This window comes from Psychrobacter sp. Pi2-52, from assembly GCF_904846705.1.
Lineage (GTDB): Bacteria > Pseudomonadota > Gammaproteobacteria > Pseudomonadales > Moraxellaceae > Psychrobacter.
The window spans coordinates 1-20353 of record NZ_CAJHBS010000013.1 but is presented as its reverse complement, the minus strand read 5'-3'; the positions used below and the strand labels follow the sequence as shown (position 1 = coordinate 20353).

Here is a 20353-nt window from a genome sequence, read left to right as displayed (position 1 = left end):
CACTTATACTATAGGTGTTTGGCTTTTTACTATTTATACATTTGACATAACCAATAAATATTATTAAAGCTAAATCTATATATAAAAACTTGCAAATAGAGGATCACAGCATGAACCCTGAGTTTTGGCACAAACGTTGGCAAGAAGGTCGCATTGGATTCAATCAATCTACGGTCAATCCATTGCTGATTGAGTATTTCAACTGTCTCAATCTAACTGTTGGTAGCCGTATCTTCGTGCCGCTTTGTGGTAAATCTATCGATATGGTTTGGCTAGCGACGCAAGGCTATGACGTGGTGGGCGTTGAATTATTCGAAACAGCCGTACAAGAATTCTTTGCTGAGCAAAATATTGAACCTGCTGTCTATCAACAGGCAGACAACCCAATGATTAAATACTATCAGAGCCAATTATCGGAACAAACCATCACTTTATGGGTCGCTGATATCTTTGCACTGACCGCTAAAGATATTGGTTCTATTAATGCAGTGTATGATAAAGCGGCATTAATCGTCCTGCCAGCCGATATGCGTGTGAGATATAGTGAGGAAGTGCGGAAACTTAGTAGCGATACCAGTAAAGTTGATGGTGCTAACAATAAAATAACACCGCAGCTTTTACTCACGCTAAATTACGATCAGCGTAAAAAGAATGGACCACCTTTCTCTATTAATGCCGACCAACTAGAGCAGTATTATAGCGCTCACTACCAAATCTATGAGCTAGCAAGCGTGCCTTCTTCTATAGGTTCTGCACCTGATATCACCGTCACAGAACACGTTTGGCTATTGAGCAGTAAATAAACCAAACTCATGTAACTTTTAAAAAGCTGCTAAATCGCAACGGAGAAAATGAATGAAAATAATAGTCGGTCTAATGAGTGTAACTGCTATTCTGCTGGTTGCTCTGGCAGGCCCATTGTATAAGTTTGGCGTTGTAGAGTTAGGCACTGCATTTACGGGGTTTAAATTTGGGTTATTTGCTGGTATAGCAGCATTGATATTGTTAGCTATTCAGCTATTATTTAAACGCAATACAGCCAGTATTGGGAGCGCACTAGCCTCAGCCGTACTTGCTCTCGCTGCAATCGCTGTCCCGCTCGGCATGATGAATACGGCCAAAAATGTACCACCTATTCACGATATTTCTACCGATTTGGTAAATCCGCCTGAGTTTGTTGCGATTGCGCCACTACGTGCAGATGCGCCAAATCCCGTAGAGTACGCAGGTGCAGAAGTGGCTGCACAACAACGTACTGCCTACCCTGATTTGCAGACATTGACCTATGCTCAATCAAAGTCTGAACTGATCAAAGCAGCCAAACAAGCCATGGAAAATTTAGGGTGGGAGCTTGTAAATACTGATGCAGATAAAGGTATCGTTGAAGCAACAGAGACGACTGCTTGGTTTGGTTTTAAAGACGATGTGATCATTCGTGTGGCTGACAACGATAGCGAGCGCTTGGTTGATATTCGCAGTAAGTCACGAGTTGGACAAAGTGATTTGGGCAAAAATGCGGCGCGTATTCATAGCTTTATAGAAGAACTAGATAGTGTGCTAGCCAAATAAACAGGTTCTACCTTCTAAGGAATAGTCCTTGCGATAAAGTACTGTTTAACGCTTTGTATTTTCAGCTCTATGAAATCCTCTTCTAATCTCACGGCAGCGTCAATTTATCGTAACCATTTATAACCTTGGTACTTCGACAGCTTTTCTTTACTGTTTAGATTGGTTACTCTACGTTAATATCATTTTTTGCCTTTCGATAACTATTTTAACGTTTATAGGATATTTTCATGCGTTTGACTCCTTTTTCTACTTTGTCGCTGCTTAGTGTTGCTGTCGGCATCAGCCTTGCTACCACTGCTCAAGCCGCGCAGCCGCCAGCACCTGATTTATCCAATAGCGAGTTTCAGCAGTGCTTGGACAATCTAAAAAACTCTAGCAAGTTTAGCGGTGTTGATGGTTATACCTTTAATAACTATCGCCCAAGCCAGCCTGATCCTAGTGTCATTCAGTCACTGAATTATCAACCAGAGTTTCAAAAAGACGTCTGGGACTATTTATCAGCATTGGTAGACAAAGAGCGTGTCGAGGACGGTATCCGAGCCAAGCGTCAATGGGGCTCGACGCTACGTCAAATCGAGTCACGTTATGGCGTAAAAGCTGAGCATGTGCTCGGTGTCTGGGGCGTAGAATCTAACTTTGGTCAAACGCTAGGTAAAAAACCATTATTTGAGTCTTTAGCAACCTTATCTTGTTTTGATCGTCGTCAAAGCTATTTCCAAGGTGAGTACGCCAATGCGCTAAAAATCGTGCAAAACGGTGATATCGCACCTAATGATATGACAGGATCATGGGCAGGTGCCTTTGGGCAGACGCAGTTTATGCCGAGTACCTTTTTAGAATTGGCAGTAGATTTCGATGGAGACGGTCGTCGTGATTTGGTCAATAGCGTCCCTGATGCACTCGCTTCTACCGCAAACTTCTTGGACAATCGCGGCTATCGTACTGGCGAGCCTTGGGGCTATGAAGTCAAACTACCTGATGGGTTCTGGGCCGCATCTAACCGCAAAGACAAAAAATCGATAAGCCACTGGCGCGACCAAGGTCTAACGTTGGCTAATGGCAGTCCGCTACCGTATGACTTGAGCAGTGCAGGCTTATTATTACCCGCTGGTATGGAAGGCCCTGCTTTCTTGGTCGGTAAAAACTTCGACACTTTCTACTCTTATAACGCATCAGAAAACTACGCACTAGCGATTGCACACTTATCAGATCTAATCACTCGCGAAGACAGCAGCAAAACAGACTTTATCACTGCGTGGCCGACCGAAGATCCTGGTATCAGCCGCCAGCAGGCCAAAGATATTCAGCAAGCGTTGCTAAACGCAGGTTATGACATTGGCGGTGTAGATGGCATCATCGGAGACAATACTCGTACTGCTATCAAGCAATACCAGACTAGTCGCGGTATTTTCCCAGCTGACGGACGCGCAGGTCAAAAATTCTATCGCGCCATCGTTGGTAATGCAGCACCGAGTCAAACTCAATACGGCCAGCCTGCAAACAGCCAACCCCTGAATCCTGCACCCGCCGATCGCATGGGACAATTAATTCAGCAGCAAACGACTGCTCCTAGTAGCTACTCATCTCAACCATCAGTGAACTCATCAACTTCTGGCAATACACGTTATCGCCGCGTTACTGATGCCGATGGCACTATCAAGCTTGTTCGTATAGACCAAGGTTCGTAGTAGCAAGATAGGTAATGCTATTTAGACGCATCAAAAAAGCCACGCTAACGATAGTGTGGCTTTTTTATTTATAGGTAGTTATTAATAGAACTTATCTCATTTTCTCAAAATACCTGTCTAGACAATAGGTGGTGGCTTAGGTTGACCATTGTCACCATTCCAATTTTCACGAGCTTTGTCATCTAAATCGGCTGCTGTTTTTGGCTCCCACTTACCATTTTCTTTCCAAGTCGCATCGCCCCAATCTTCATCTTCTGCTTTGCTGTCTAAATCTTTGTAGGCTTTGCTAGGATCTATACCGCGACGTTTCATATCTGCTACTTGCTCTTCTAACGTATGAAACTGATCAGCATCATGCATAGACTTTTCTAGACCATCAATCTCTCTTTTTAGTTCGTCATTTTTAGCATTGCTCATCGTACGCTCTCCCTAACTATTAATATTATATTTGTCATTCTCAAGCAGCCAATGTTGTTAACATAGCTAACTGACTGACTTCATTATTACGGGTCTGAGGAAGATTCACAAGCATTGCACGTATGCTTTGTATTACAAAACGTAGTCGTGATACCAGAGTGGACGTTTTAGATGGCTATTATTGAACACGCTAGCGAATAATTACTAGTCTTGTTTATTCGTATTTGAGGTATGATTTTGCAGTAGGTTTTTTGCGTAGAAGGTAAGTTTCCATAGCTCTTGTGATACCCGCGTGCCATAAGTCATTAGTTGTATCCAATTTGCACCGACTAGCTTACGTTGCAAATTATTGATATCAGCTTGAGAGATTTGGCAGCGTGAGACAGCATGAACGTTTGGCATCTCTTTTTTGATGTCTATTTCCGCTTTAGCAGTAATCAAACGATTAATGGCATTTTGCAAGCCATAGCTCGAAAAAGTAGATGGTATTCTCATGAGTGTCATGAGTATCTCGTGCCACGAGAGTGTTAGTGATCGGGTCACGTCCGTTAGATTGCCACCCTCATAAGCCTGAGCACTATATTGAATCTCAAAAAACTCTGTTAACTCAATTGGCTCACTAACCTTATCCGAGATAAAATCTTCGTCATCAGGACTATTGTTCTCTACCTCGGTAGTACTAGGTAATATATCGACTGGCTTCTCATACACGACCTTTTTACTAGTCGTATTCTCTTCGTCATTCGCTCTGACCCAGCCACCTATCATTTTATTATTGGCGACTGCATTATAATGAGCCTGTACCAGTAGTGGCTCAATATCTTCTTCCGTATCATAGTAATGTAGCTGGTTATCTTGCTTGGTGACTAACTTAATAAACTCTTGAAGTTGTCGGCTGATAACAGCGTCTGGAGAATGGTTTTTGACCAGCACAATTAGCGGCTTAAGCTTCGCTTTGGCATTTAGATAACTCAAATGCATCTGGCTGACACCGTTTTTTTGCACAGTCCCGTAGCTGTCGCCAACGATCATGACTGCGTAATCACAAGAGTCAATACACTGACGCCCATAAAAAGAGGCTTTAGATAATTTACTAGAAACATCATAGGTCAGAAATGCGCGCGCCTGAAAAAATATCGCTAAGCTGTCTAGAACCAACAACTGGTCGTTGTCAGCGCATATAATATGAATATGATAGCGACGATTCGGCACAATTACCTCTAAGCGTAGGTCGTGACATAAAAAGGATAGGATGTAAAATAGAACACAAAAATCTTGTCTTGCTCAGCCTAGCATACTCTTGGCTTGAAAAGATGCACTCAATTTATTTCAACTGAGTCAGCGTTGCATACAGCGTATTGTTATCACTAGCTTTGATAATAACTAGTGATAGTAGTATTGCAATGCCATTTCTGTACCGAGTAAGCGCTCAACTAAAGCGCATAGTCTATCACTATATTTAGTGGCGTGAAAAGTTAATGGCGGTCTAGTAATGGTATTTTTATTACTGGTGTTTTGTGACAGATTTTCTCGTTTTTCACTCATCAATGATGCAGACAAGTTGTTTGCAATCAATAGCTGTCTAACCCGTTCAGCAATCGCTTGACCAGAATCAATGACTTGTATTGATAACTGCTGCTGTGCAATCTCATCTAACAAGAATGTCTTAAAAAACGGATAATGTGTACATCCCAGCACTAACTGATCGACACCTTCATTAGCAAATATTCGTACCTGTTGACGTAATCTTTGGGCTGTCTCGTCTTGTTCTGACATACCTGCTTCTACCCAAGGCACCAATTGCGGATCAAAATACTTAGTGACTATTGTATTGTTGGGTTTAGCAAAATTGATGATAACATCATTTAATAAGGTGCCATTCAACGTCGCTTTGGTTGCTAACACCGCTACATGAGCACTCTTACTGGCCAATACCGCAGGCTTTAATGCAGGGACAAGACCCACAATAGGTATATGTGGATAGCAGCGTCGGGCAGTATCTAGCGCATATGCTGAAGCACTGTTGCAAGCAATAACTATTAGCTTACAGCCTTGCTGATGTAACCACTCTACGGCTTTTAGCGTTAGCGTTTCAATATCTTCGCTGTCGCGATTACCATAAGGTACATTTAGCGTATCGGCATAATATACATAACGCTCAGTAGGCAGCTGCTGTGCTAAATGCAAATAAACAGACAAACCGCCAACACCAGAGTCAAACACGCCAATGGGCGCGCTACGTTTTTTATCGCTTACAACTGTGTTACTAGCATGTTTATTGACATCTACTAGATCAATAGCTTTGGGACTTTGGTCAACAGATATATCGACACACGGTCTGAGCTTTCCGACTGTCTGGTTTTTGATATCCATCTTTATGCTAATGCCATTATTATATTACTCATTAATCTCATTACCCAGTTAAATGCGCTATATGTATATTGCGTGTGTGGCGTTACTCTACGTCAGCTATCTATCAACTACCTTTATACGATAGGAATTTTTCAGACCAATAGAATCAGGCGACATTATAAAATTATAGCACTCATCGGCATACAGCAATTAAGAGATAAACATAATACCTAATCAGTAGGCATCGATAATGAATAAGACTGGCCACCACTCTGTAGCGTCAATATCGTCTTGCCATTTTCTTCTGATAATGCTCCAATTTCAGTCAGGTGATAAAAAGTATTGCGACCGATAAGTGCGGTTAAGCCGTTTCTAACCATCATGTAAGGGCGTACCTGTTCTGTAGACGCTAATTCCTGAGAATCTGCAACATCGTCAGCTGTACTCATTTGATTCGCTTGATCGCTTTCACTAAAGTCACTGTTATTAAAGTCGCTTTCACTAAAGTCGCTCTTATTAGAATCGCTCTTATTAGAATTATACGCCTTTAATACAATCGAATGCTCATCGTCTAAGCGAACCACATCCCCTGTCGTCGTTGTAAACTCTAACCAACTCATATCATCTTCATGGACAATACCAACATCGTTTATCAGAAGTGGTGCATCTTCAACTTGGATACGGATTTTCTGTACAGGGGTCTTCAGAAAGTACTCAGTAGTGCCATTATTTTCTTCTTTCCATAGTATCGTGGCAAACAAGCTTACCAATGACTCACGGGTCATTTGCCCGCCTTCATGCCACCATTCTCCGTTTGCTTTGATAATCAAATCCATATCAGCAATATCTTCAGGATGCCATTTTTCAAGTGGTGGTATCGCACGCCCTTCGCGAGTCCCTTTAGCAGACTTAATATACTGGCTTAGTGCATCCAAATTATCTAAGTCATCTAGGCTAGAAGGCTTACTGGTTGGGGCTTTAGTCAGTTTTTCATGGCTGTCTTCAACACTATTATTATCGTTATTCATTATTAATCCCTTTATTTAGTATTCAAAGTTTGGCTTATCTATTATTACTATAAATTTTAGTTTCAGGTATGATGAAACTTTATCGTTATAACAACCTCATTTTCTTAACATTACCTTAGCATCGATACTCATAAATGCGTATCGTGTTTGTAGGACTTTTCTTTTATAATGAGTAACGATTTTTTATTGAAATGGTCAAGTGGGTGTTGTATTGATGACACATCTTACGTTATGCGTTGATATCCTTGGATAAATTGGTATTAACCCTGACGGGTCAATTGATGCCGCAAAGACAGTTTTATCGGGCAGCCATATGTCTGAGTGACGTTAGCGCCGCAAGTCTATTATTCAGTTGTTAAGCTAATGATGCCCTGAGATAAGCCACTAAAAGTTTAGGAGTAGGTATGCAAGAGCAAGACAATCAAACGCCAGTTATCGATGGTAATACTGTGAATGCTGACGCACCAGTAGCGACAGAGACCGCAACGCTAGATAAAGTAGAACCAGTCGTAGAGCCAGTTGCCGCAGAACCTGAAGTCGAACGCGAATCAATGGAGTTCGATGTCATCATCGTTGGTGGTGGACCTGCAGGTCTGTCTGCTGCCATCCGTTTGCGCCAGCTCGCTATTGAAGCTGGTAATGATGAGTTTATGGTTTGTGTGGTCGAAAAAGGCTCTGAGTTTGGTGCCCATACGTTGTCTGGTGCAGTCATCGAGCCGCGCGCTCTAAATGAGCTGATTCCTGACTGGAAAGAAAAAGGTGCGCCGCTTAACGTGCCAGCGACAGAAGATCGTTTCTATTATTTAAACTCTGCCACACGCTCAACTAAAGTGCCTGACTCTTTGATTCCAGGTCCGATGCACAACGATGGCAACTATATTGTTTCGCTAGGTAACGTTGTTCGTTGGTTGGCCGTACAGGCAGAAGAGCTTGAAGTCATGATGTTCCCAGGCTTCCCTGCCGATGACATCTTATACAACGACGATGGTTCGGTCAGAGGTGTATTAACGGGTGATATGGGTGTGGCGGCCAATGGTGAAGCCAAGCCAAGTTTTGAGCCTGGTTATGAGCTCCTTGCCAAATACACTATTTTTGCCGAAGGTAGCCGTGGACATTTAGGCAAACGCTTAATCAGCCGTTTTGATCTAGATAAAGACTCTGATCCTCAGCATTATGGTATCGGTCTAAAAGAGCTATGGGAAGTTGAGCCTGAAAAGCATGAGCAAGGCGTAGTCATGCATGGTCTTGGTTGGCCATTGACTGAAACTGGCTCTACTGGCGGCTGGTGGTTATACTTTGATGAAAACAACCAAGTAAGCTTTGGTCTTGTGGCTGATTTGTCTTACCACAACCCTTACGTGTCTCCATTTGATGAAATGCAGCGCTTAAAAACACATCCTGTTATCAAAAACGTTTTAGAAGGCGGTAAGCGCATTTCTTACGGCGCACGTGCGTTGACCAAAGGTGGTCTAAACTCATTACCGAAGTTCACCTTCCCAGGTGGCGTGTTGGTAGGTGATGACGCTGGTTTCTTGAACCCAGCAAAAATCAAAGGCACACATACTTCGATGAAGTCAGGCATGCTCGCAGCCGAAGCTATTTTTGAGGCGCTGCAAGCTGAACGTCAGCATGATGAAGTGGTTGCTTATAGCACAATGTATAAAGAGTCATGGTTGTATCAAGATAACTATGAGTCGCGCAACTTCTCACCTGCGATTCACCGTATGGGTCTGTTCATGGGCGGCGCTTTCACCTTTATCGAGCACAACTTGCTAAAAGGTAAAATGCCATTCACTTTGCATGACAATATCCCAGATTACGATCAGTTGGAGCGTGCTAATCATGCTTATCAACCAACCTATCTTAAGCCTGATGGTAAGCTAGTATTTGATAAATTGTCGTCAGTATTTATCTCTAACACCAACCATGCAGAAGATCAGCCAACGCATCTAAAACTTACTGATCCAACGGTACCTATTTCAATCAACTTACCGTTGTACGCTGAGCCTGCACGTTTATACTGCCCAGCGGGTGTATACGAAGTGGTTAAAGATGCTGAGGGTGCTAAGTTTGTCATCAATGCGCAGAACTGTGTGCATTGTAAGACCTGTGATATCAAAGACCCTTCACAGAACATCACTTGGGTAACGCCAGAAGGTGGCGGTGGTCCTAACTACCCAAACATGTAAATCAGGATAATTCTGATTTGAGCTGGTACAGTTAATATCATTAAAACTGTACTCCAATAAAAACCGCCCTTCTCTGCATAAGAGTCGGGCGGTTTTTTAATGCTTAGAACAAGCTATTTTTACCAATCAATGCGGCTTAGTCCGTCCAAGCGTCACGGTTGGCTTCATCTCTGAGTTTTACAAAGTTATCAGGATCAAACTTAATCTGATCGCCTGTTTTACCCTCTTTTACCTGACGCTCATAGTCACGTAGTATTCTTAACGCTACAGGAGACAAGAGCAAAATAGCCACTAAGTTGACCAAGGCCATCAGACCCATAGACAAGTCAGCGAAGTTCCATATAGCAGGTAGGCTAGCAACAGACCCAATAAATACCATACCTAACACTAGGAAGCGGAAAACCATAATCATCACTTTGGCGTTTTTGGCACCAGAGATAAATTCAAGATTTGACTCACCGTAGCTGTAGTTGGCGATGATAGACGTAAATGAGAAGAAGAAAATCGCAATCGCCACAAACACCACACCTAGGTCACCAACATACTGTGATAAGGCTAGCTGGGTTAACTGAATACCTTCTTGCTCGACATTAGGATCAACCACGCCAGACAAGATAATAATCGATGCCGTCGCGGTACAAATGATAAGGGTATCCATAAATACGCCTAGCATCTGCATAAAACCTTGCACTGCTGGATGATCAGGATGACTCTTTGCCGTTGCTGCAGCATTCGGCGCTGAACCCATACCTGCTTCGTTAGAAAACAAGCCACGTTTGATACCGTTAATCATTGCCTGCGCAATACCATAACCGATGACACCGCCTGCTGCCTGCTCAAAGCCAAATGCTGATTTTACAATCAACGCGATCGCTGCTGGGAATTGACTGAAATTAGTCACGATAATGAATAGCGCTAGCAAGATGTACAAGATAGCCATCACTGGTACGATTTTACCTGCGATACGAGCTACTGAGCGTAAACCACCGAATACCACTGGCGCTACCAGTACTACCAGTACCAAACCTGTCATCCACGTTGGCACACCAAAGGCTTCGTTGGTCGCTTGAGCGATGGTATTGGATTGTACGCCATTAAATGCCAAACCAAAGGCCACTAACAAACATAATGAGAAAAACACGGCAAGCCAGCGCTTGCCTAGACCTTTTTCGATGTAATAAGCAGGGCCACCGCGGTACACATTATCGTTGTGCGGTACTTTATATGCCTGTGCTAAGGTTGACTCAATAAAGCTGGTCGACATACCGACCAGTGCCGTCATCCACATCCAGAATACAGCACCTGGTCCACCCAAATAGATGGCAATTGCCACACCTGCCAAGTTACCAGTACCAACACGCGCGGCCAGCGACGTCATCAATGCTTCAAATGAGCTAATACCACCATCTTTGCGTCCTTGGTTGGACACGCGTAGCAACTTCCACATATGACCAAAATGACGAAACTGAATAAAACGTGTCACGACGGTGAAGTAAAGACCCGCACCAATTAGTAAGAACATCAGTAATCCATACCAAGGGTTACTAGCAATCAGCCAATCGTTGTTACCCCAGATAATACCGACACCATAATTTACGATGTTATTAAACCAACCTACTATCCCTTCGTTCATATGGGCTCCTTATTCATTCTTTATACGCGTTACTTAAATTTCATATCGATATCATATTTTGATTGCCATGGACTATATAAGCCTCTGTGCAAAATACCTGATACCAAAAAGACACCTGCATGATATAGATATTGAGCGACATGCGACCATCACGTTTACTTATCGACTTTATATAGTTATTTTTAAAATAAATAATGCTTATGTTTCATCTTATATAGAATAGATTAAGTGATAATTTAATCGTATAAATTACTCGGTTGCCGTACCATTTCCGTAACGTCGGGTTTTTCAATGAAGGTTAAGCAAACTAATTTTTAGTAATTTACTTATTATTTATGCGCAGTAGTTTGCAATTATCTTTATTAAACCGTGCTAATATAAATTCTATATCCGTTTAGACTGTTTTATGGTTATCGAAGCTATTAATCAGTACAAGAAGCACAACAGGTTAGCGTGTTAAAAAGATTAAAACTCTTGTCAGGAAGACGAGATTGTTAAAAAGACACTGGATAGTCCACCCTTCTGTCTTCCTCAAGAAACGTTATTTTTGCCATTCGATGGTTTAGGTCAATGCGATGCTTAAATAGTTAACTACTTTTATTTGAAGTAAAGAACTACCGAGCATTAAACGTACTATCACGCATCATCGTTTTCACTATATAAAGCAGTACCTGATTATTTTTTATACTTTTATGGTAAGAAATAATCGCAGTTCTTTTTATATTGTTGGTATTTTTTAGGGAAGACAAAAGGAGTTGTCCTATGAAAGATCATAACGATCCATCCGGTTATTGGCGTGCCAATGTCCGTCTCATCTTAGGTAGCCTAGTAGTTTGGGCACTATGTTCTTATGGTTTTGCTATTTTATTGCGTCCTCTTTTGGCCGGCATCAAAGTCGGCGGCACTGACTTGGGCTTTTGGTTTGCTCAGCAAGGCTCTATAGGGGTGTTTATCATTTTAATTTTCTTCTACGCATGGCGTATGAATAAGTTAGATAAACAATATGGCGTAGATGAGGAATAGACCATGAGTCAGTATTTAGTTAATATTATTTTCGTAGGCCTATCTTTCGCTCTGTATTTTGGTATTGCGATTTGGGCTCGGGCTGGGACAACCAGTGAATTCTATGTGGCGGGCGGCGGTGTACATCCAGTAGTCAACGGTATGGCGACAGCTGCTGACTGGATGAGTGCAGCATCTTTTATTTCTATGGCAGGTTTGCTTGCTGCTGGCGGTTATGGTGCATCAACCTATTTGATGGGTTGGACAGGCGGTTATGTACTACTAGCCATGCTACTGGCTCCTTACTTACGTAAATTTGGTAAGTTCACTGTGCCTGATTTTATTGGAGATCGCTTTTATTCAAAAACGGCTGCAATGATTGCCGTGGTTTGTTTGATTATTGCCTCTACCACATACGTTATCGGTCAGATGACAGGTGCTGGTGTCGCATTTTCACGCTTCTTAGAAGTAGATAACAACACAGGTCTTATTATTGCTGCGGTTGTTGTATTCTTTTACGCAGTTCTTGGCGGTATGAAAGGGATTACCTACACGCAGGTTGCGCAGTATGTGGTTCTGATGATTGCTTATACCATTCCTGCTGTCTTTATCTCACTTGAATTAACCGGCAATCCAATTCCAGGTTTGGGCTTATTTTCAAACCATATCGAATCTGGTGTCCCTATCCTAACCAAGCTTGATCAAGTCGTGACCGATTTGGGATTCACAGCGTATACGGCTGACGTACCTAACAAACTAAACATGGTACTGTTCACCTTATCACTCATGATTGGTACCGCTGGTCTACCTCACGTTATTATTCGCTTTTTCACCGTTCCTAAAGTTGCCGATGCACGTTGGACCGCTGGTTGGACATTAGTATTTATCTCGTTATTGTACTTTACAGCACCTGCTGTTGGCGCAATGGCACGTCTAAACCTGATCGATACTATCTATCCACAAGGTGTTGCAGAGCCTGCTATCGACTATGACCAACGTCCAGACTGGATGAGGACTTGGGAAGATACTGGCCTGATTAAATATACTGACCTTAACAATGATGGTCGTATTCAGATGTACAACGATAGTGGACTGGGCGCTGCAGAAGTTGCACTAACCAATGCACAGACTGAAGGTGGTGACGTAGGCGCTGCGACGACTGCCGTTGAAACAGCACGTGCTGCACATGATCTAGAACTTGATGGCCGCTTTGCAGATGCAGGTTGGGCTGGTAACGAGCTCGACGTCAATGCTGATATCTTGGTATTGGCTAACCCAGAGATTGCACAACTGCCATCTTGGGTAATTGGTTTGATCGCCGCAGGTGGTCTCGCTGCTGCACTATCAACTGCTGCTGGCCTATTGCTCGCTATCTCGTCAGCGATTAGTCATGATTTAATCAAACGAAACCTAAATCCAAACATTACTGACAAAGGAGAGCTCAAGGTCGCACGTATCACGATGGGTATTGCGATTGTGGTTGCTACTTATTTAGGTATGAATCCACCAGGGTTTGCGGCACAGGTAGTTGCATTGGCATTTGGTATTGCTGGTGCGTCCCTCTTCCCTGCACTAATGATGGGTATCTTCTCAAAACGTATTAACAACCTTGGCGCAATCGCCGGTATGTTGACAGGTTTGATCAGTATCTTAGTTTACATCTTTGTCTTCAAAGGTTGGTTCTTCATCAGTGGTACTGCTAACTTCCCTGATACAGCAGAGTACTGGCTATTTGGTATCTCACCACTATCATTCGGTGTGATTGGTGCCCTGCTTAACTTTATCGTTGCATTCATTGTTTCTTATGCAACCAAAGCGCCACCGCTACACATTCAAGAGTTGGTTGAAAGCGTTCGCTCACCACGCGGTGCAGGCGGTGCGGTCGACCATTAATCTGACGAATGATGATATGTCTTCTGTTACTATATATCACTCACTGGCAGCCACTGCTGGTGAGTGATTTTTTATCTAACACTTATTAAAATAATAGTTAGATGATGGTTTTGCTTTGTCCAATTGAACATACCTGACTAAAAGTGCCTAGCGCATTAAGGAATATTTTATGCTTTTTGAGTTTATCGCTACCATAGCTGCCGCATTTGGCATGGCTGGATTGGCACTGATCATAACTCACCTCTGTAAACTGTCAGGTAAGCGCGCGCCAAAGTGGCTGATTCCCTTATTTGCTGCAATTGGTATTTTTGGGTTTCAGGTACATCAAGAATATAACTGGTACGGTCAGCAAGTCCGTCAGCTGCCGGATGGTGTTGAGGTCGTGAAAACTGCAGAGAGTACAGAATGGTTTCGCCCGTGGTCTTATATCAAACCACAAGTCTTGCGCTTTATTGCTGCAGATACGGGCAATGCTAGCATGCATGCGAACAATCCAGACATGCACTTAGTTAATTTGTATTTGTTTGAAAGACGCAGAAGCGTGCAAAAGATTTTACAGGTAATAGACTGTACTACACCTGCACGAGCGGACTACGTAATACCAGAAAAAGGTAGCACACTGACGGTGGATGAACATGTTAAACAGACCACTGCATGGCGAGAGCTAACTACAGATGACCCTTTATTTATCAAAATCTGTACTGATACAAGCGTCTAATACAGTAACACTTGGTATGATAATTCTGGTTCATTAAATACTGATATCCAGTTGCATTTAATAGCGTTGAGAAGCGGCTGAATAAGTATGCTTTGAATTAGCTCCTAGCAATAGCCCAGCGCACAAGCCACCAAAATGTGCCGCAAATGAGATACCTTGTTGCGGCATCAATCCTTGCTTAATGGTCAGCCAATAACCAGTCCCCATAACAATACAAGCAATCAGATAACCCCAACGCCGCGCAAATATAGCCCCGCCTATCATATAACCTAACATTGCAAAACAAAGCCCTGATGCGCCGATATGGATAGAAGATGGCGACCCGATAACCCAAGTGACCAGTCCTGAGGCGACCACCAGTTTAATTACCGTGCGATAAGCATTTTTCTCAAACAGTCCAAACAAAAACAAAATCTGTAATAGCGTCACCGTATTGCCAGTCAAATGTGACAAATTGCCATGCATGGTCCATGAAGCAAACACCCCTATCATACTACCCACATCTAAAGCACGCGGCACGATACCAAAGATATTCCACATACCAAATAAGGCCACTTCATTTAGAAAAAACATGCCCCACATCGGTATAAGCACAAAAGCATACAGTCCAATGACCTGCTTTATCCGCACGACAATTAAGTTGAGCAACTGCTGCCAATTCATATACCATCCTATCCTTATTACCTAAATTTTTTATACCTACTTAATGGTTTACAGCAAATAGTGGGTGCACAGCAGGTTTGAATGATAACAATGATGCATCCTCATCAGCAGTGAGATAGTTGTCACCATGCAATAATGACGTCGAATGATACGGAACCAAGGCTGTAGGAATAAAGCGACGTGCCGCATCGATATGCTTGATTGAATCATCAAAGAAGATATGCGGCGCAAATGTTCTGAGTACCGCTGTTTTCTCTAGTCCTCCCAAAAAAAACGCCATATCAACATTAACGCCCCACTCTCGTAGTGTCTTAATAGCACGCAAGTCAGCTGGTGCATTGCGCGCGGTCACCAGCGCAATTTTTATTGGTGAGTATTTTAGACCAGCAGGTAGGCGCTCCTGCAGATTTGATAATTTAATCAACAATTCAGCATAAGGGCCTTTTTCAATCGGCAAATCACGCATTTGTACTTCACGATCATGAAAAGCTCGTAGCCCTTTTTGTTTGTATAGCAGTTCACCGGAATCATCAAAAAGCACCGCATCCCCATCAAAGGCAATACGCAGCTGCTCAGTATCCAGCTCATAAGTATTCACAGGCGTCGCGTCTAGTATGGCACAGGCGCAGATATTGGCATCCGCAACTTGCTGGGCATCCTCGCGATTGGTGGTCAAGAACAGATCAACGTTGAAGTCTTTGATATAAGGCGCAACAGGGCTACCTGAAACAAAAGCAGAACGGGAGATATTAATACCATGTTCTAAAATTGCATTAAGTACCTGAATACCAGTGTCTGGACTACTTTTTGAGACGATAACGACTTCGACCAATGGTGTTTCAATGTCTGAATCTTGTTCATCGCTATTATCAGAATACTTATTTAGGTTTAGTAACGCTTTGATCAACGGATAACCTGCACCAATATTCAAGGGATCATTTTCACGCTCGGTCATGTACTCCCTAAACTCTTTTATAGCACTTGTAGGTCGTTGCTCTAGCAGCTCTAGCAAATAGTTTTCTGACTCAGTCAAATCAAAAAGTGCCGTCGCAGAAATTGCGACGATAAGCGTATTACTAAAATCGACAGCCATGACTATCTCTACTTATAAAATTATATAGGAAAATGAATGAAAACCAGTTTACTACATTCACAAGCCTTTATAACACTAAGAAAAGTTATCATCATGCAGCATCGCAGATTGTGAGTTTGTAAAATGTTCCTCTCTTAATTCTTAGTCAAAATATCAGCCAATAAAAAAGCCACACTGCTTTATTAGCAATATGGCTTCATGCAATAGCTATATAAGCTATGGTTTAGATTCAGCCTACCCCAATAGCACAAGTGAAATCGCAGGGAACATCACCAAAATAACCAAACGAATCACATCAGAGACAATGAATGGTGCCACCCCTCGGAACATATCGCTCAGCTTAATGTGCGGTGCCATCGCCTTAATCACAAAGATATTCATGCCCATCGGCGGCGTAATCAAACCCAGCTCCACCGTCAATACCGCAATGATGCCAAACCAGACCGGATCAAACCCTAACGCTAGAATGATGGGATATACCACAGGAATGGTGATTACTAGCATCGCTAAGGCATCCATAAACAGTCCTAATAGGAAGTACATGAACAGGATACAGATCAGCACAATCATTGGACTGACCGCTAGCCCACCGATCCAAGATGCCAAGGTATAAGACAAGCGTGAGACTGAGATAAAATATCCCAATGCCTCTGCACCCAATAGCATAAAGAACACCACGGCAGAGAGCGCTAGTGTCTCAATCAATGACTGTTTAAGACCATCTAAGCGCATGCCTTTAGCAAAGGCATAAGCCCATGAGACAAACGCTCCTACTGCGGCGCCTTCTGTTGGGGTAAATAGCCCAAAGAAGATACCAGCAATAATCACGATAAAGATAAAGCTAAATGGGATCAGACCAGTCAGTGACAATAGCTTTGCTTTCCACGTGGTTTTCTCACCACGTTTTGCCAGATGCGGTTTCCAGCGTACCATCACCATGACGGTGATTGAGTACATCACCATGCCAAGCATACCCGGTAAGAAACCAGCGATGAACATATCACCTACTGACTGCTGGGTTAAGATGGCATAGACCAGTAGAGCGATACTGGGCGGAATCATAATACCAAGCGTACCACCAGCGGCTAAGATACCGCAGGCAAAGCCTGGCTGATAACCGTACTTCTCCATTTGCGGTAGCGCGACTTTGGTCATGGTAGAGGCAGTAGCAAGTGATGATCCTGAGATAGAGGCAAAGATACCGGATGAACCAATACCGGCAATACCAAGACTCCCCCTTACCCCGCCAAATATGGTTCGGGTAGCTTCAAAGAGTTTACCTGCCATACCAGAGTGAGTGGCAAACACGCCCATGAGAATAAATAAGGGAATGGCACTAAAGTCATACTTTGCTAAGACATCGACTGGGATGTCTTTGAGCATTTGCAGAGCACCACTAGGCGCAGTCACCGCACCGAAACCGACTAAGCCTACCCCTAACATGGCAAGTGCGACGGGTACGCGTAGGACGACAAGCAGGATCATGACCACTAGGCCAATCGCACCGATAATTTCTGGACTCATGCGCCTGTCTCCTCGGCGTCAAAGAATTCGCCTGTCTTAAAGATGTTGATGGATTCGATCAATGAGCGAATGGCGAGCAGGATGCTTAAGAATGCACTAACCATATAGATAGGCATCATAGATATGCGAAGATCTTGGGTGACTTTGCCATACTCTAAGGCGTCAATGGCGCTCTCGTAGAGTCCCCATGAGAAGACGATGCCGATAATAAAGAAGCCCATCATAAAGATACCCATAAGGTAGCCTTTGATAGACTGTGGCATTTTCTGGGTAAAGACGTCGACGATGATTTGTGAGCGTTCGACAAACGCGGCAAAGGCAGCGAGTAATGCAAATAGCATGAAGTAGGAGACAATCTCTACACTGCCTTTGACGGTAAAGCCAAACTCACCGCCGGTGAGTTTGAATATGTAGCGTGCGACGACGTCGAGCATGGTGGTTAGGACGATGATGATGAGACTTACCCCACCGATAAACTGGCATAATCTAGAGATTAGGACGCTGAGCTTGACTAAAAATGCCATGTGACACCTCCAATTAGGTTAGACCTTACAGGCAGCACTAGCAGCTTTTGCTTTTTCATAGACACTATCAGCATCCAAACCCAAAGCATTAACATCCTTTAGATATTTTTGTGTTCCTCTTTCAAGTGGCCCTTTCCAGTCTGGATCATTTAATGGATCAGGAATGTCGATAATTTCATCACCTTTATCTTTAGCAGCTTGAATTGCCATTTGGTCATGTTTATCAAACACTTCACCGACCTTATTAGCTAATGCCATCCCTGAGTTTTTATCCAAAACTTGTTTTAGATCATCAGGTAAGTTGTCATATTTGTCCTTATTCATCGTGACCATAAGCGCTGAACTATAGAAAGGAATATTGGTATGATACTTGGTAATCTCATCAATTTTAAACGCTGTTACTGCTTCCCAAGGGAAACTCAAACCATCAACAACGCCGCGCTGTAACGAGGTATACATATCATTAGCAGGTAAACCTACTGGCGAAGCACCAGCGCTTTCAATAATATCACCAGCAACAGCTGAAGGACGGCGAATACGCATACCTTTCATGTCTTCAGGTGTTCGAATTAGCTTATCAGTTGTATGAAGCGCCCCAGGTCCAGCCCCGTACATAAATAATAAATGTGAGTCTTCGTATTCACCTGCTAAAGTACCGTCATCATATAAGGTCTGTAGCATACAGCCCATTTGGGTTGCTGAATTTGATAAACCTGGAAGTTCAGTAATTTGAGTCAAAGGAAAGCGACCGTTGGTATAACCATGCGCTTGTGAACCGATATCGATCGTACCTTTAGCAGCAGATTCATAAGTAACGTCTGCTTTAGCAAGACCCGCTGATGGATAAAGCTCCACTTTTAGACGACCATTAGAATCTGTTTCTATCTGTTTTGCCCAAGGCTCGAAGACTTCTTTACTGATAGATGAGGTTGCTGGCCAAAAATGTGAAAACCGTAGTACGGTAGTTTCTTGAGAAGTCGCTGATGAGCCATCAGTCGTATCAGCAGATTGGTTAGAACAGCCAAGAAGACTAATAGCGGCTAAAGCACCAATTGAAAAAAGAGGAGCTAACTTCATTATCAATTCCTTTTGATAATTATGAGAATAGGAGTAAGGTATTACGAGCAGACAATCTGATTCATCCTAGATTAAATTGTCTACAAGGTTTAGATATATTTTTTACATACCTGTAATAAAAGTACTGTTTAAAATTAGCAGCTATAATGATAGAAGTCAAATCATTTTGAGCAGATTATGAAGGATATATTCATATTATAAATATAATCTTAATACTTGAATTGTCTATATAGATAATAGTAAAAAGTAAGCAGAATAAAATAATTCCTCATAAAAAAGCTCTCAGCCTGCTACGCAGTTGAGAGCTTTTTTTGTAAATATCATATGAATATATAGAAACTGATATAAGCATTTAGATAAATAATAATAGCGATGAAGCGCTACTTTTCCATTTGCCACTTATCATCTACCCATACAGCATCGTTATCATCTAGATGTACATGCCATTCTGCATCAGTTACCACAAGGCGAATCTCGGTTAGACACTGTAGCCAATGCTCTAGGGTATACATAAGATCTTCTACATCCATATTAGCAGGTAGCTTTGTAGCTCCTGCTAATATGACCTCAGACTCACTATCATCATATGCATAGAGATCGAAAGTCTCTGCATCATCTGCATGCTCGAAATTTACATTATATTCATCAACTATTGACGCAATCTTTTCTTGCTCCTGTTGAGTCAAGAGAGTAGAACGTTCAGCAGTATAGTAGATTGAAACGCCCATAACATGCTCCAAAATAAATGACAAATAGTAGAGTCTAGAAGTGAATAAATAGTATCACATCAAATTGGTACGTAGGAAAGTTTGAATTTTTGACCGAAGCATCTAGCGCTAAACTTTCTTACAGCAAGCACCGCCACCAAACCGCGCGCAAAGAAAATCCCCCGACAAGCTAATGTCAGGGGATATTTCAGAATAGAGAGCTGACGATGACCTACTCTCACATGGGCGAACCACACTACCATTGGCGCTACGATG

At 42.6% G+C, this 20353-nt stretch carries 18 protein-coding genes; 7 read left to right on the top strand and 11 right to left on the bottom strand.

What is annotated here, in order from left to right; translation table 11 throughout:
• The first annotated feature begins 110 nt into the window (after positions 1-110).
• The 3 genes from tmpT (at position 111) to JMY00_RS08295 (ending at position 3257) form a co-directional block, all read left to right on the top strand.
• On the top strand, positions 111-803 hold the full coding sequence (gene tmpT, locus JMY00_RS08305; RefSeq protein WP_201579818.1) for a thiopurine S-methyltransferase: 693 nt from the start codon (positions 111-113) through the stop codon (positions 801-803).
• Between the two features lie 52 nt (positions 804-855).
• Complete coding sequence (locus JMY00_RS08300) at positions 856-1569, top strand: DUF1499 domain-containing protein (protein WP_201579817.1); 714 nt, start codon at positions 856-858, stop codon at positions 1567-1569.
• A gap of 227 nt (positions 1570-1796) precedes the next feature.
• Positions 1797-3257 carry a lytic murein transglycosylase gene (locus tag JMY00_RS08295; RefSeq protein ID WP_201579816.1) on the top strand — a complete coding sequence of 487 codons (1461 nt, stop codon included), beginning with the start codon at positions 1797-1799 and terminating at the stop codon, positions 3255-3257.
• Between the two features lie 117 nt (positions 3258-3374).
• On the opposite strand, the gene JMY00_RS08290 is transcribed toward JMY00_RS08295, so the two are convergent.
• The 4 genes from JMY00_RS08290 to JMY00_RS08275 all read right to left on the bottom strand — a co-directional run bounded on the left by JMY00_RS08290 (position 3375) and on the right by JMY00_RS08275 (position 7054).
• Positions 3375-3674 (bottom strand): hypothetical protein, encoded by a 300-nt coding sequence (locus JMY00_RS08290; protein ID WP_057761845.1) that lies wholly within the window; start codon positions 3672-3674, stop codon positions 3375-3377.
• A 204-nt stretch (positions 3675-3878) separates the two neighbouring features.
• Positions 3879-4886 (bottom strand): DUF4062 domain-containing protein, encoded by a 1008-nt coding sequence (locus tag JMY00_RS08285; RefSeq protein WP_201579815.1) that lies wholly within the window; start codon positions 4884-4886, stop codon positions 3879-3881.
• Between the two features lie 171 nt (positions 4887-5057).
• Entirely contained in the window at positions 5058-6047 is a 990-nt protein-coding gene (gene murI / locus JMY00_RS08280) for a glutamate racemase (protein WP_201579814.1), read from the bottom strand.
• Positions 6048-6256: 209 nt separating this feature from the next.
• Positions 6257-7054 (bottom strand): DUF1285 domain-containing protein, encoded by a 798-nt coding sequence (locus tag JMY00_RS08275; protein ID WP_201579813.1) that lies wholly within the window; start codon positions 7052-7054, stop codon positions 6257-6259.
• A gap of 551 nt (positions 7055-7605) precedes the next feature.
• On the opposite strand from JMY00_RS08275, the gene JMY00_RS08270 reads away from it, so the two are divergent.
• Positions 7606-9243 carry an electron transfer flavoprotein-ubiquinone oxidoreductase gene (locus JMY00_RS08270; RefSeq protein ID WP_201579865.1) on the top strand — a complete coding sequence of 546 codons (1638 nt, stop codon included), beginning with the start codon at positions 7606-7608 and terminating at the stop codon, positions 9241-9243.
• 136 nt (positions 9244-9379) lie between these two features.
• Here the strand turns inward: JMY00_RS08270 and JMY00_RS08265 are convergent, their stop codons facing one another.
• Entirely contained in the window at positions 9380-10876 is a 1497-nt protein-coding gene (locus JMY00_RS08265; RefSeq protein WP_102093499.1) for an alanine/glycine:cation symporter family protein, read from the bottom strand.
• 762 nt (positions 10877-11638) lie between these two features.
• Here JMY00_RS08265 and JMY00_RS08260 point away from each other — a divergent pair.
• The 3 genes from JMY00_RS08260 (at position 11639) to JMY00_RS08250 (ending at position 14489) form a co-directional block, all read left to right on the top strand.
• Positions 11639-11899 carry a DUF4212 domain-containing protein gene (locus tag JMY00_RS08260; protein ID WP_057761855.1) on the top strand — a complete coding sequence of 87 codons (261 nt, stop codon included), beginning with the start codon at positions 11639-11641 and terminating at the stop codon, positions 11897-11899.
• A 3-nt stretch (positions 11900-11902) separates the two neighbouring features.
• Positions 11903-13771, top strand: a complete 1869-nt coding sequence (locus JMY00_RS08255; protein ID WP_057761858.1) for a sodium:solute symporter family protein — start codon at positions 11903-11905, stop codon at positions 13769-13771.
• Positions 13772-13940: 169 nt separating this feature from the next.
• Positions 13941-14489: a hypothetical protein gene (locus JMY00_RS08250; protein WP_201579812.1), complete on the top strand. Its 549-nt coding sequence runs from the start codon at positions 13941-13943 to the stop codon at positions 14487-14489.
• A 57-nt stretch (positions 14490-14546) separates the two neighbouring features.
• Here the strand turns inward: JMY00_RS08250 and JMY00_RS08245 are convergent, their stop codons facing one another.
• The 6 genes from JMY00_RS08245 to JMY00_RS08220 all read right to left on the bottom strand — a co-directional run bounded on the left by JMY00_RS08245 (position 14547) and on the right by JMY00_RS08220 (position 20098).
• Positions 14547-15152, bottom strand: a complete 606-nt coding sequence (locus tag JMY00_RS08245; protein ID WP_114701886.1) for a rhomboid family intramembrane serine protease — start codon at positions 15150-15152, stop codon at positions 14547-14549.
• Positions 15153-15192: 40 nt separating this feature from the next.
• The gene (locus JMY00_RS08240; RefSeq protein ID WP_201579811.1) at positions 15193-16245 is read right to left on the bottom strand and encodes a 5'-nucleotidase; all 1053 of its coding nucleotides are present in this window, start codon (positions 16243-16245) and stop codon (positions 15193-15195) included.
• Positions 16246-16479: 234 nt separating this feature from the next.
• On the bottom strand, positions 16480-17769 hold the full coding sequence (locus tag JMY00_RS08235) for a TRAP transporter large permease (protein WP_201579810.1): 1290 nt from the start codon (positions 17767-17769) through the stop codon (positions 16480-16482).
• On the bottom strand, positions 17766-18293 hold the full coding sequence (locus JMY00_RS08230; protein ID WP_102093491.1) for a TRAP transporter small permease subunit: 528 nt from the start codon (positions 18291-18293) through the stop codon (positions 17766-17768). Before JMY00_RS08230 ends, JMY00_RS08235 begins: the two co-directional genes overlap by 4 nt.
• Before the next feature lie 18 nt (positions 18294-18311).
• Positions 18312-19370 (bottom strand): TRAP transporter substrate-binding protein, encoded by a 1059-nt coding sequence (locus JMY00_RS08225; RefSeq protein ID WP_201579809.1) that lies wholly within the window; start codon positions 19368-19370, stop codon positions 18312-18314.
• Positions 19371-19750: 380 nt separating this feature from the next.
• Complete coding sequence (locus JMY00_RS08220) at positions 19751-20098, bottom strand: hypothetical protein (protein WP_201579808.1); 348 nt, start codon at positions 20096-20098, stop codon at positions 19751-19753.
• Positions 20099-20353: the final 255 nt, after the last annotated feature.